A 13,436-nucleotide genomic window follows, 5' to 3' on the forward strand; every position below is an offset into this window, starting at 1 on the left:
CGTCGCCGGTGCGGACCTGCTGCTGGCCGGCAGCGCCGTCACTGCCGAAAAAGGCGCTACGCAACTGGTGGCCGGCCAGGACGTGAACATCCTCGCCGTCAGCAACGCCGACAGCGCCCGCCACGAACGCAAGGAAAGCAAAAGCAGCTGGGGCGGCCTGAAGTCGAGCAAAGTCCAGGACAAAGTCGACGAAAAACGCACCACCGCCCTGGGCAGCATGGTCTCCGGCGAAACCGTCACGGTCGCCGCCAAACGCGATGCCACGGTCACCGGCTCGTCCCTGGTCAGCACCGGCGACCTCGCCGTCCAGGCCGGCCGCGACCTGACCATCGACGCGGCGCAAAACACCTTCGCCCGCACCGACATGCACAAGGAAAAAAATCGCGACCTCACCGGCGTGCTGACCGGCAACAAGCTCGGTCTGGACGACATGACCGGCAACCAGAAGCTGTACATCAACAGCTCGAAGCACAACGGCACGGCCAATGAAATGACCTTGACCGGCAGCACTATTGGTTCGAGCGCGGGCAATGTGTCGTTGACGGCGGGGCGTGAGTTGAAGGTGGTGGCCAGTGATCTGGTGAGCACCAAGAACATGGAGTTGAGTGGGGCTGATGTCACCGTTACTTCGGGGATGGAGACGGCCAGTCAGACCAGTAAGGACAGTTCCAAGAGCTTGGCGGTTGGGCGGGTGATCGCGGGCTCGGTAGTGGACACCGCCACCAGCATGCGCGACGCCGTCAAAGCGGCCCGTAGCGCTGATGACCCACGACTCAAGGCAGTCAAAATCGCCCAGGCAGCCCTCGCCGCTTACAACCTGAATGGCCAGGCTTCGGACGCCAATGCGCAAAGCTCCGGCTTCAAAAACAAAACCGGCGGCACGCCCGGCAACGGTTCGCTGATCAAGATCGGTACTGAACTGGCCAATAACCGCAGCAAGAACAGCAGCGAATTCAACAGTGTCACCGCCAAGCAGAGCACGCTCAACGCAGGGCAAGACTTGTCGATCGTTGCCACGGGCGCAGCGGCGGGTACTCAGGGTGATATCCAGATCACCGGCAGCAGCTTGAAAGCCGCCAACACGTTGTTGTTAGCCAAAAACGATGTGTTGATGCAAAGCGCACAGAACACCACCGACCGCAAAAACGAAGGGTCGAAAAATAAAACCGCCATTGGCGCCAGCTTCAATATTGGCGAGCAAAACGGCTTCACCCTCGACCTCGGAGCGCAGGGTGCCAAGAACAATGGCAACGGTAACTCCGTCACTCAGGTCAATAGCACCCTCGATACAGGCAGCCTGTTGTTAGAAAGCGGTGGCGATACCACCCTCAAAGGCGCCCAGGTTCGTGCGGACCGTATCAAGGCAGATATTGGCGGCAACCTCAATATCATCTCCCTCCAGGACACCGAGTCGTCGCGCAGCAAACAGAGCAGCGCAGGCTTCGGCGCCAGTATCTGCGTCCCTCCGTTCTGCTACGGCTCTACCGTAGCGGGCTCGGCGAACCTTGCCGCCGCGAATATGAACAGCGACTACAAGGGCGTGACCGACCAGAGCGGTTTGTATGCGGGCACGGGCGGCTACGACATCAATGTCGGCAAGACCACCACCCTGCAAGGCGCGGTGATTGCCAGTGAGGCGTCAGCTGATAAGAACCGGCTCAGCACGGATCGGCTGATCGTCAGCGATATCAAGAATGTCAGCGAGATCAAAAGTCAGTCTGCTGGTATTTCGGTGTCTTCCAGCAGTACCAGCGGTGCGTCGATGGGCGGCAGCATCCCGATAGCGCTCAAGGAGAAAGACCATAGCTACACCCGTAGCGCGGTCAGCGAAGGCACGATTGTGGTTCGCAATGCCGAAGGTGCCAATGACCTGGTGGGGCTGAACCGTGACACCGCCAATGCCAATCAGAAACTTGACCGGCCTGATGAAAAGGCGATGCAAGAGCGTATTGACCTGATCCAAAGCTCGGCGCAGTTGGCCAGTGGGGTGATCAGTGCGGTAGGCAGGGCGAAGGCCGATGAGGCCAAGAAGCTTGGGCAGGCGGCGAAGGAACAAGCAGACGCAGGCGCGCCTGGTGCTGCTGATACCGCCCGTGCCGCCGATCTGGCTTATTCGGAAGCCAAGCGTTGGCAGTTCGGCGGCGACAAGAAAATGATGGCCGATATCGCGACGGGACTGATCGCCGCGGGCCTTGGTGGCGCGCCCGTCGGTACGACAGTCGGTATCGTCGCCAATACTGCGTCTAGCGAGATCTTCAAGCGAGTGGGTGATTACGCTGAGGCGCAATCCCTGAACCCGAAATCGGACGCGGCCACCCGAGCCGCATGGGCAGAAGGTGGAGCAGCACGCGTCATGTTGCACGCGTTGGCAGGTGCCGCCATGGGGTTGTCCAGCGGCAGCGTGGAAAGTGGCGCGTTGGGGGCTGGTGCTTCTGCTGCGTTGATGCCCTCGATTGCAAAGGCGCTGGAAAACAGCAAATTATCTGAGGCCAGCCAGGACAACATCGCCGCGTTGGTTGCGACCGGGATCGGCGCTGGAGCAGGCGCCGGGAATGGCACCGGCGGCGCGGCTGTCGGGGCCGGGACCGGTTACGGCGTCGAAGTATTCAATCGACAACTTCACCTGACCCAAGAGGTGCCATTACTCAAGAAGAAAGCAGAAGAGTTAGAGAAAATTTGGCGCAAGCCGAAATCGGATGCCTCGTGGGAAGACTTGCTGCGTATGGCAGCAGGATCAAAGGTCGATGTCGTCGAAAACGCCCGTTTAGATGCGCTTGAAAAGAACTGGGGCAATGACCCGACGCGAGATTGGCTGGATCGTGATTTGGCGATTGCCAGAGGTGCGATTCAAGAATTGGCTGAACAGAAGATTCCATTAACGTGGAAAGACGGCACCGCAATTATTGCCAATGGTTCTGCAGTTTATGCGTTCAACTCCACCAAAGAGCAGTTTGTAGACACGAGCCTTTTTAATGGCTTGGGCGACGGCCTTTATGGCGAATTGAGCTCATTTGACAAATGGGTTCAATACGGTCGGGAGCAGGCAGATGCTCATGCGACAGAAATCATTAACGTCTCGACCAACGAAATGGCTTCAAAAGACGCGATGTCGAGGCTGTTGTTATTAGCTAGGAAATCGGCTGAACCGGTCACGGCGGTGGATGAGGCGGCCCTTTCGCTCACAGGTGTAGGCCTGGGAGCGAGGATTTCGGCGGCGATTGCCGCTGCCTTTGCGAAAAGGAAATTGGCGACGGAGGCGTCAGGTGAGCTTTTCGTCCTAGGGGCAAACGGCACAAAAACGACTGGGACGATTGCAGAGGGGGAACGCCTAGTCTACCTATCTAACTCCACCGCGCCGAGAATCAGGGATAGGCTTTCGGCGGCGGTTAGTGATGTTCGGACAGGGTTACCTCGAGAAGGAAACGTCGCATTTGCTGAAGTGGATGTTGGTGCGCTGTCATCAGAGACTATGGTGATGAAAGCTTATAGTCAGTTTGATAATAGGGTCGAGGAGTTTTTGCCGAAGCCTGGTGGTGATCTGAATTCGTGGATATTAAAACCTCAAGTTTCTACGTCTAAATATGTTGGAACGACTGAGGGGTATCTGCGAGACATGGATACAGAATTTAAAATTTTGGAAACTTTAGCTCAGCGTCTAGGTCCGAACTCACAAACTTCTGGGCGTATAAATTTGATTTCAGAGAAAATGGTTTGCCCAAGTTGTACTAATATTGTCAATCAGTTTCGCGAGCGGTATCCTAACATCCAGTTAAATATATTTACTGTGGAGAAGTAGTTATGGCGATCGATTTGGCTGTGGAAGAAATTTATCCGATAGTATCTAGGCTTTATGAAAAGGCTATATCACAGATTCGTCTTCGGCCAGAACAAGCCTTTGCTTATGTTCAAGATGAAGCGGGCTCTCTTTGCACGTCTGCTGATGTAGGTTTATTTGCAGTGTTGCAAACTGCAATATTTAGCGAGGGTATGAAGTATGGGTTAGAGTTATCTAGAGAAAGTCCTTATGCGGAGGATATGTTAGAGGGTTTGGCTAGGGCTTATGAAAAATGCTGCGCCGATGATTTAGCAGACGTGGGGCTAAAAGGGGAGAAACTGGCAGAAATGATCGATTGTATGGCACAGGTTAGGGAGAAATATCTTCTTCCTAGATAAGTTGGTGCAAAAGAACCTGCGAGCGGCTTGCCGTCTGGTGAAGCAAAGTTAGTCGGTAACGGTACACCAGCGGCTAATGATGCGAATTTACAGCAACATCCACATCAGAGGAAATCGGGGGCAGATCACATTTTTATAAAGTCCCCAAATAAGCGGGGCAAATTTCTCTTGGTGGTGTGGCGCACGTAATGGTTTCGGTTGGCAATGAAAAGAAATGAGTCTTGGTGGATCGCCATCTATCTTCCTTGTGCCTGTGCGTTCGGCCTGTTGTTTATGTGTGTGTTCTTTCAGGTTGCCGGGTATTGATTGAGTGGTGGTGAAGACGTTGCCGGGCTTATAAAAGAGTATATGGCGCTCTATCTAGAAATAGCTGGGGCTGGCTTTATTCTAGGTCTCGTTCTTTGGTTTTTTAGTGTTCGTTGATCCGCTAAAAATTGGTGTCATACCGCGATTAGTGCACCAATGTATATTGGTGGTCTGACCCCTATTTCTCGAATTCCCGACTCTGATCCTGCTTTACGCGATGCTTTGCAAGCGGCGTTGGATTCAGGAAAAGCCAAGGTTCAAGGTGTAACAGTCAAAGTCGGTGTTCCCGCCCCCAGTAAAACTGGTGTAGCAGAATTTAAGGTGGAAATATGGACCAAGAAGTAATTCAGTGCGAGCGCTCGGGCGTAAACCCGAAATGGCCCTCCTACAAAAGTGTGCTGGGTCGCATAGCCAAGGGGCCACACGTCTCAGATGAATACGAGTTGAATGGCATCCGTGAATATGTTGAGCGCGGCGATGCATTTGCGAAGCCATCAATGCCTGTACCGAATAGTGACAACGTTACGCGTAGTAGCTCCGAATGGATAGCCGTCACACGAGCCCACAAGGTATTGGCGACCGCACCAGATAATCCGCGATGGCTTCTGGAGTTGGCCCATTGGCTGCGCTATTACCAAGTAGGAATTTGGCAGTTGTTCTTCTGGGCGGGTCAGTTCGACATTATTGCCAAAGCGGCAGGCAATGATCGACGCCGCCAAAACTACAGCATCCAAACCGCCACCAATATGATGGCCGCCATGGCGATCCTAGGCTGGAAGGATGCCGTCATCCATCAGGGCTATCTCACCCATGCGGCTCTCAATCGTGGGCATCAATTAGTGATTGAGTACGAAGAGCAACACCGCCGCGCCCAAGCCTTTATGCTGCGTGTGTTTGCCGATTGGGTGGGCGATGTCTCGCATCAATGGCCTGCTTATGCTTACGACGAACCCATCTACGAAGCCTTGTTGGCCAAGTGGCGCACTCCCAGCCCCGACGACCTGATGCCCTGTCTGTTGGCCGCGTGTGACCGCCACACTTGGCAAACCGGCAAAGAGAGCCAGAAGAGTTCCTACGACTTCAATCAGGACTGGCACTTGGAGCGCGTGCCGGTGGAAATTCTCTATATCCTGCGCCTGCGCCAGTGGGAAGGTTTAGCCAATCCGCAGAAGATTGATCATCCGCTGCTGGCCGCGCCCTTTGACCAATTGCCGCCCGAGCAACCAGTGCCTGAGTTGGACGAGTTGATGCAAGGTGTGCTCAAACGCGCAAGGGAAGACTGGCCACAGTACGATGAAGTGCTGTCTTTGCCAGCATTGAAGGGTTGAACAGGTGCAAAAGGACCTCCGAGCGATTTGCCCTCTGGGACAACGAAAGCCGTGGGTGACGGTGCTCCAGCGGCGAATGGCGCGAGCTTCCAGGATGAAAAGCCGGCAGCGGAAGCACCTAAGCCGACGAGACTTACCACGGTTACGGACGAGATGAAGGCCAATCCTTACCATCCGGATTGGCGGCGGTATGCAGGTAGTGAGCCCCGAGCGGTTGGGGCGGATGTTGTTAGCGGCGTTCCACAGGTGGTAGATCCGAAGTCCTTAATTGGAAGGCAGGGCCGAGATGAAATATCCGAGTCACAGGTGAGGCGAATGACAAAGGACATGAATTGTTTCTGCTGGGCTTGATTGCATTGTTGATCCTGAATTCAATCGGGCTTGATAAATGGCCACTTTACTGTCGTTTTGAATAGTAGATGCAAAAGAAGTAGCCGGAACCAGTAAGAATAATTTGCCTGTTCTTTTTGATGGGAAGTTCGCTACTAAGCAGTTGCTTGGTGCGGCTAAGACACCCAGGGAAATAGGGGGCAGACCACGATTAGTGCACCAATGTATATTGGTGGTCTGACCCCTATTTCTCTTGAGGTAAAAAGCGGGTCGGCTAGTAAGACCAGCTATCAAGAATTTACCGATTACTTTGTTAATGAGTTTGGGGCGCAAGGGAAAGGACGGCTAAATGGACAAGTCATCGAAAGCGCTACAACAGTCTATGTGCCATAAAGGTGGGAAATATGAAGCTCGAAGCCGAAAATAGTCCTGTAGTAGTAGGTGTAAATCAAGCGCAGATTATAAAAACGCTAAAAAAATTAAAAAGCTACGGCCCTAGCTCATTCGCATGTATAACTGATGATGAGGGTAACTATGTGCAAGTGGCTGGAGGCAGATTCACTTGTTTTATTGAAAGATATGACGCTAAAAGTAAAAAACTGTTCAGAGGTTATCATTCAAATTCTAGTACAAACTTTGAAGATGGAAGCTTACTGTCGTTTGGTGCGGGCCGTGTACCATTAAAAAAGGATGAGTGGTTTAATATTGATGATGTAATCGAGGTTTTTTCCTTGTTTAATCAGAATCAGTCTCTACCAGCGACTGTCTACTGGCGTGAGATAAATATTTTGAGTCAAAGCGACGGCTGAATAAGTGAAAAAAAGGGGGCAGACCCTGAGGAGTCCCCACAAATCTACTCTAGCCTCTGAGCTTGCCGGTGTACTTCATCGCGCACCAATAGCTCCATATCCGCCAATCTCGAGCGGGACAATCCGGTGGGGATTCCTCAGGGTCAGGCCCCTCTTTCCTCTGAGTGTCGGAGGATACTAAGCGGTATGACAAATCGTCGCATGTATGTTCCCATCGAGATAATTGGAAATCGCAACAGGAGTGTTTGGTGATGACTGAATGGGCACTGTTACGCGAGCTTAAAAAGGGTGATGCGCTTGCTGTGCCCGAAGCAGGACTTTTACTCATCGATGAGGGAGTGTACAAGATGTCGGTCACTCAGTACTGCTTGGCAGATGCGATTAAAGAGGATGGGCAGGATAAGCTGAAAGTATTGTCATTTTACTGGGCGGCCAGTGACGCAGCATTTCAGCGAGCCTATTACAGAGACGTCGAAAGTGATGATGGGGCTGTTTGCCCTCCGCCCTTTGAGTTGATGCCAGAGGAGGCTGGGGCGGCCTATATTGAAATAAAGCGAGCGTTGGAGACTGCCGGTAATATTCGAGAGTATGCCTCTTATCGTGTGATGTCTGATGGCGCTTTTGTTCATAAGAGTTTGGAAGGTCCGTCAGCGGTCTATTATTTTCGCTCATTGGGGTTATTGAATGATGAGGTGCCTTACGCAATTTTGTGGAAGTGTCAGGGAGTTTGATAGAAGTGAGCTTAATTGTTTTCTGTGTTTGAGCTAAAAAGGATCGGGTTCTATGAGTTATTCGGAAAGTCTGTCTGTTTTAGAGGGGCAAATGTGGGTTAAAAGAGCGGCTATTTTTCTTTTGATTCTCGATCAAACTTTAGATAATCTATCGTCAGCTCCCGCTACCTATACTAAATGTAGTGAGGCTATTGAGTTGTGCTGGTCATGGTTAACCGATAGAAGTTTAAGCCCTGAGCAGTTGGCCTACTATTTAGACTCGGATGAAATGCAAAATGGTCCTTTGGGAGAGCATAATTTCATTACGGAAAGCTTAGAGCAAGACAGCTTGATTCTGATACTTCTGGTCATTGGCTTTTTTGCACATCAGGCTTATAAGGTTTCAGGTCGGCAAGAAAGAATGTCCGCCTCAGTCAACGAGGCAGGTGAGCAGGCTGTTGAATACATAGTCGAATATATCTATAAGGTCGGAGCGGGTGGCGTGTTAGACGTTTATCTACCTAAAAAGTGTTAATGTTCAGATGCAAGGAGTGGCGATGAAAGGCGCGTCGGAAGTTGGTGTTCTTATAAGAGAAATAGTGTCCAGTGCGTTGTATGAAGGTGATTATGGAAGCTGCTTAAGTAACCGTGAATTAGTCTTGAGAGGTGTTGAGGTTCTCGACCGCGTAGGTGTGCCGCTCGACTATCTTGAATTCCTTGAACAGTTTGGATTTGGTGAGCTGGATAGCGCACTTTACATCGAGGATGGTCCAACGAAGTATTCAGTTGTCACCGGATGTGATGTAGTTGCTTATCGTAATATGTATGTGTTTGCCAGTACCGGGAGCGGTGTCTTTTATGCATTCGATGCTGCGAATGATTGGTCAATTGTCGAAATTGATCCTGAATTGAGTGATGCGGAAGTCTTATATGAGGATTTTTCCAGCTTCATCCTTAGCCAGTTAACAGCGATTAAAGGTTATGTGGATTGGCGAGCCCAGCAGTAATATGCGCGGCGCCAGCATTTGCATTATTAAGGACGATCAATGAAACCCGCAAAATTCTCCCTCCAGGCCTTCCTGATGGCCTGCCTCATACCCGGCTGGGGCCTGGTGTATGTAGGCCGTACACAGTGGGGTATCCGGGTCGCAGCGTTGTTGCTCGGCGGGGTCGCGCTGATGGGTGCCTTGGGGTTGGTCACTACACCCCTTGGGTTGTATGCATTCTTCGCTTTCGTCATCACGGTCAAACTGACCTCTGCCATCGTGTCCGCCGTGTTGGCCCGTCGCTACAGCGGTCCGCCCAATGTGCCGCGTAAACGCTTCCATGCTCTTTACGTCGGCGTGGTGGTGGTCCTGGTGCTGACGCTGGACGTCTTTCGGGTGCCGTTGTTGGGCTTCAAAAACTATTACATTCCGTCGGGGTCGATGGTCCCGACGTTGTCGATTGGCGACTACATCATGTCGGACCTGCGGGCTGGCGTGCCCAACGTGGGGGATATCGTGGTGTATCGCTGGAATGGCACCGAGGCGGTCAAACGGGTAGCGGGAATCGGTGGTGACACTCTGGCCATCGTCCATGGCGAGGTGATCCGCAACGGTGAGAACCTGGGTTTGTTTCACGCACCGGCTGAGCGCGTCAAAAAGGACTACTCCCTTGAGTTGGCGCCGCTCCAGGTAGCGCCGGGGCATGTGTACCTGTTGGGTGACAACCGTGATGTCAGCAACGACAGCCGCTTCATGGGCCAGGTCGCGCTTGAGGATGTGGTGGGCAAGGTCACCGGCATCTGGTTCTCGAATGAACGAGCGCGTATCGGGACGACGTTTCCATGAGCCTTTCGAGCATCGCTGGCGCAGGTACTCCCGGCCGGCGGGCAGCACAGCAATACCATTGAAAGGCTGGGAGCCGATTTGCGCCCAGTCAAAACACACCAACGCCATGAATCTGGAGCAATACCGCATGGACGCAAACCACACCGCCAAACGCCCGACGATCCTGGCCAGCATCGGCCGGCGCCTGGCCGCGCGCCTTATCGACTGCGCCATCGCAGTCCTGATCTTTTTCATCGTCAAATTCTGCGCCGGTGCATTGTCTGCCTACGTGCCGGCCGTGACGCCCAAGGCTGGTTTTCTCTCGGCGTTTTTTGCAGCCTTCGCCTACTTCCTGCTGGCCGACGCGTTGCCCAACGGCCAGAGCCTGGGCAAGCGTTTGTTGAGCATCTCCGTCGTCGACCGTAAAACTCGCAAAAGCTGCACGGTTTCCCAGGCGTTAACCCGCAATTCCGGAGCGCTGGTGGTGATCGATTGGGTGTGGATATTCATGGAGTCCAGAACGCGCCTGGGCGATATGTTCGCCAAGACCATCGTGGTTCAGACCGGCAACCTGACGAGCGTTCGCAGCCTTGCGGATATTTATGACAACGGTAGGGGATAAATACGTCATGAACGATTCGGTATCGGCTACGCAAACCTGGGACATCGCCAGCCCGTTCAGACGGTTGCTCGGCTATCTGATCGATATGACCGTGGTGTTTTTCCTGCTGTTTTTGAACCGAAACCTGGACTATGCCTATTTCTATCTGAGCTCTGCAGGAGGCCCGGCATTGTTTGATGGCCTCCACTATGTGCTGCTGTTTTCAGCCTTCGGGTACTACCTGTTTTGCGATGCCTTGCCCAATGGCCAGAGCCTGGGCAAGCGAGTGTGCCGCACGGCGGTGGTGGGTTACCCGTACCCCACTAACTGCACGCTGTTCCAGTCGTTCCTGCGCAATGTTCCGAAGATGGTGTTCAGTGTGCTGGACGGTCTTTTTGTACTGTTCGGCCTGCGTCGTCGCTTGGGCGATATGTTGGCCAAGACGATTGTCATCAATTCCTGAGCAGGGCGGCCTGGACGGGCCGCCCTGTGTAACTCAGGACGGGTTGGCGTTCAGCCTGCGACTGATCGCATCCAACAAATCACAGCCGTCGCGCAGCGGAATCGCCAGCAGATGGGCGAAGTCCTGCAGCACCACGGCATCGCTGCTGAGCTGATCGCGGAAGGCCAGGTTTTCCAGGAGTTGGGTGACGGCTTGGATGCGGTGCACGGCGGCGTCATGGAGGACGTCGAGGGGGGCTTGGGTGTCGATGAGCAGGGCGGGGACGGTGCAGTCGTGGCCGGTCAGGGGCATGTAACGGTTCATAATTGGCACTCTGTTAAGTGGTTGAGACCACCACTCAATCGTCGCCAAACGAATGGGTGGCAGCTGTACGCAGGTTGGCGAACCGGCAACAGAGTAAACCGGCAGACCCGAAGGTCTCCCGCGCACAGCCGCCATAAAAGGCACGGCTTTGCGGGTGCAAAAACACCTGCATGAAAGCGGATTGCTTTTGCACTCTGTTGTCAGGTCGCCAAACCTGATCGCCATTTGGACGACGGCCGGACTATAAGCCCCTCACCCAAAACCGCGCAAGGCGTCAGAGTAATGGCACAATGCCTCATGCAATGCCACCCACTGCCGACACACTGGCGATGCCCAGACGCATCAAAGATCTGAACCGGCCTTCGCCGGCGAAAGGGGCGCGTCGTGCGGTAAGTACACGGGCACGATTGAGAAAGGGTGGGAGCAAATCTGCGCCCGTTCAAACACCGTGAGTTGATGCCAACGGCATGATGCTCAAAGCCCTGTATGCGTGTTAACCGTTTTATCCCGTTACTGCAGAAGCAAACTCGCTCCCCCCCACCCATTATTTGGACCCAAGGAAGCTGTCAATGAAACTGCATCGTCTGTTTATCTCACTCACTGCACTGGCGACCTGCACCAGCAGCTTCGCCGCGGCGCCTGCCCTGCAAAGTTTTCTCGCTTGCGACCAGAACTCCCTGGCGGTGGTAAGCCAGGCAGGGCTCAAGGAGCGTGTTGCCCATAAGCTGGAGAACGGCAAGATCACGCTCAGCGGCGGCACAAAGTCCGATATGGGCCAGCGCTGGATGTTCGACACGCCACTGACGCTTGACGGTATGACCTTGACCGGCTTTTTCGCCGAAGACCAGGACCTGATGGGCTCGCGCATCATCAACTGGGGTTTCTACACCGAACAGGCACCCGACGCGCTTTACGCTCAGCTGAGTAAAGTACCGGGTACGGCGTTGGAGAAAGCCAACGGTATCTACGCGCGTGCGCAGATCTGGTCGCACAAGCAATCAGCCTGGGTGCCGGAAGGCGGCGATGACAACGCGGGCAAGCTGGTCACCGATACGGCCGAACGCATCTTGATGGTCGAGCCCGCACCCGGTGACCTGGCCAAGACCAGCAATGGCATGATCACCTGCTCGGTTCAGGGCGCGGTGAGCGCAGCGATGCTCAAGACCACTCGACCTGACCTGATCAAGTGAGCTGAGGCTGGCAGCGATACCGCAGGCATGCTGAATGCCTGCGGTGTTCTCCGGTTTTTCGCGAGCAAGCTCGCTCCTGCAGAGGGCGGGGTTACAGCAACTTGCGCTGCACCGCTTCATCCAGCGTACTGCGCGTCAACGCCTCGACCACTTCCCGCGTGTCTGCCTGGAACGGGATGCCCACGATCAGTACCAAGTGCATCCAGGTGCGCACTGATTCGCTCTTTTTGACGCGGCCCAGCTCCTTGCCATCCTTGTCCTTGAACACTGTCTCCAGGGTGAAGGTGTTTTTCGCTGTGCTCGGGATGATGAAGAACGTCGCGCCGGTGATGATCGCCGAGGCCATGCTGAACTGTTCGTTGTTGTGCAGCGTGGCATCGACGTAGATATCCGAGTCGACCTTGTCAGTGCTCACCCGCGAGAAACGGTTGGACTGGCGAAACGAATCGGCCACGGCCTTTTCCCACAGCACCACCGGTGCGCCGACTGCCGCGTTGCCAGGGCCGCCGTTGACGTGGTTCTGCGCGGTGGTGTGCACGTACGCCGTGGGCTTTTGCGCCGGGGCGTTGGCGGTCGGTGGCCAGGGCTGTACAGCGGGCAATTCGTGCTGCGAGTAAGACACGCAGCCGGTCAGCAGGACGGCGGCGAGTACCAGGCTGTGTTTGATCAATCCTTTCATGCATCACTCCTTGGAATTACGGTTTGGCCAGGTTGGCGGTGGCGGTGTCGAGCAGTTGCCCGACCAGTTTGGTCAGCTGTTGGCCGCCCATCGACGGTGCCCAGTATTGGCCGCTGTAAAGCCCGACGTTGTGTTCGAATTTGATCGAATCCTTGGCCTTGGCCAGTTCCTTGCCGTTGCGGTCGACGATCACCAGGTCGCCGGCCACCTCGAAGCTGTCCACGTAGATCGGGCCGTTGACCCAGATCCAGATGGTCAGCGTCAGCAGCGCACCGGGTACGTACGCCGGGTGTGGCGCGCGATGGCCCTTGAGGGCGGTCATGTTGAATGTGAGCGTCACGTCCTGCTCGCCCAGGCGCACCGGATACTCGGTGACCTGCTTGAAGTAACCCCCAGTGCGCACGTACTGAGTGATCTGGGCCGTCAGGGAGCTGCTGATGGCGGCCTTGTTGGCCTCGTTGACGTCGGCGGCGCTCACCGTCACATCGGCGATTTGCGCACTGCGCGGGCTGCTGACAGCGACCGGGTGGAGCGGGGCGGCGATGGGGCCGGTGACGGTGTAGGAAACGCAGCCGGTCATCGACAGCGCAGCGATCAGGGCCGTAGCCCGAAGCAGAGTGTTAAGCACGCAATGTCCCTATAAGTGAGCAAGCCAAGTTACTGTTTCGACCCGTATCCCCATAACTTGAGGGAATGTGCGCCACCGCACGGCAACCGACGAAACACCTTGAGA

At 54.6% G+C, this 13,436-nt stretch carries 14 protein-coding genes; 11 read left to right on the top strand and 3 right to left on the bottom strand.

Features of this window, described 5'->3' with window-relative positions; genetic code table 11:
* The 10 genes from F6S08_RS01435 to F6S08_RS01480 all read left to right on the top strand — a co-directional run.
* Nucleotides 1–3,796: hemagglutinin repeat-containing protein (locus F6S08_RS01435; RefSeq protein ID WP_315871183.1), on the top strand; the 3,796-nt coding region annotated here is incomplete at its 5' end.
* 2 nt (nt 3,797–3,798) lie between these two features.
* Entirely contained in the window at nt 3,799–4,173 is a 375-nt protein-coding gene (locus F6S08_RS01440; protein ID WP_065926295.1) for a hypothetical protein, read from the top strand.
* 959 nt (nt 4,174–5,132) lie between these two features.
* Entirely contained in the window at nt 5,133–5,807 is a 675-nt protein-coding gene (locus F6S08_RS01445; protein WP_065926296.1) for a hypothetical protein, read from the top strand.
* A gap of 734 nt (nt 5,808–6,541) precedes the next feature.
* A complete protein-coding gene (locus tag F6S08_RS01450) occupies nt 6,542–6,946 on the top strand; it encodes a hypothetical protein (protein ID WP_074848310.1) in 405 nt (134 codons plus the stop codon).
* A 251-nt stretch (nt 6,947–7,197) separates the two neighbouring features.
* Complete coding sequence (locus tag F6S08_RS01455; RefSeq protein ID WP_315871184.1) at nt 7,198–7,677, top strand: hypothetical protein; 480 nt, start codon at nt 7,198–7,200, stop codon at nt 7,675–7,677.
* A 52-nt stretch (nt 7,678–7,729) separates the two neighbouring features.
* Nucleotides 7,730–8,191, top strand: coding sequence for an Imm6 family immunity protein (locus tag F6S08_RS01460; protein WP_065926298.1), 462 nt, complete (start codon nt 7,730–7,732; stop codon nt 8,189–8,191).
* Nucleotides 8,192–8,213: 22 nt separating this feature from the next.
* Nucleotides 8,214–8,663, top strand: coding sequence for a hypothetical protein (locus F6S08_RS01465; protein WP_065948564.1), 450 nt, complete (start codon nt 8,214–8,216; stop codon nt 8,661–8,663).
* A 39-nt stretch (nt 8,664–8,702) separates the two neighbouring features.
* On the top strand, nt 8,703–9,488 hold the full coding sequence (gene lepB, locus F6S08_RS01470) for a signal peptidase I (protein WP_065926300.1): 786 nt from the start codon (nt 8,703–8,705) through the stop codon (nt 9,486–9,488).
* A 127-nt stretch (nt 9,489–9,615) separates the two neighbouring features.
* Nucleotides 9,616–10,089 (top strand): RDD family protein, encoded by a 474-nt coding sequence (locus F6S08_RS01475; protein WP_315871185.1) that lies wholly within the window; start codon nt 9,616–9,618, stop codon nt 10,087–10,089.
* Between the two features lie 7 nt (nt 10,090–10,096).
* Nucleotides 10,097–10,531, top strand: coding sequence for an RDD family protein (locus F6S08_RS01480; RefSeq protein ID WP_315871186.1), 435 nt, complete (start codon nt 10,097–10,099; stop codon nt 10,529–10,531).
* Nucleotides 10,532–10,564: 33 nt separating this feature from the next.
* Here the strand turns inward: F6S08_RS01480 and F6S08_RS01485 are convergent, their stop codons facing one another.
* On the bottom strand, nt 10,565–10,822 hold the full coding sequence (locus F6S08_RS01485) for a hypothetical protein (protein WP_065948568.1): 258 nt from the start codon (nt 10,820–10,822) through the stop codon (nt 10,565–10,567).
* 581 nt (nt 10,823–11,403) lie between these two features.
* Here F6S08_RS01485 and F6S08_RS01490 point away from each other — a divergent pair.
* The gene (locus F6S08_RS01490) at nt 11,404–12,024 is read left to right on the top strand and encodes a hypothetical protein (RefSeq protein ID WP_065926304.1); all 621 of its coding nucleotides are present in this window, start codon (nt 11,404–11,406) and stop codon (nt 12,022–12,024) included.
* Nucleotides 12,025–12,115: 91 nt separating this feature from the next.
* Here F6S08_RS01490 and F6S08_RS01495 read toward each other — a convergent pair whose 3' ends face one another.
* Both F6S08_RS01495 and F6S08_RS01500 read right to left on the bottom strand, forming a co-directional pair.
* Nucleotides 12,116–12,703 (bottom strand): hypothetical protein, encoded by a 588-nt coding sequence (locus F6S08_RS01495; RefSeq protein ID WP_065926305.1) that lies wholly within the window; start codon nt 12,701–12,703, stop codon nt 12,116–12,118.
* A gap of 16 nt (nt 12,704–12,719) precedes the next feature.
* Nucleotides 12,720–13,331 (bottom strand): hypothetical protein, encoded by a 612-nt coding sequence (locus tag F6S08_RS01500; RefSeq protein ID WP_083221256.1) that lies wholly within the window; start codon nt 13,329–13,331, stop codon nt 12,720–12,722.
* Nucleotides 13,332–13,436: the final 105 nt, after the last annotated feature.

This window comes from Pseudomonas sp. JV449 (assembly GCF_032424295.1).
Lineage (GTDB): Bacteria > Pseudomonadota > Gammaproteobacteria > Pseudomonadales > Pseudomonadaceae > Aquipseudomonas > Aquipseudomonas marginalis.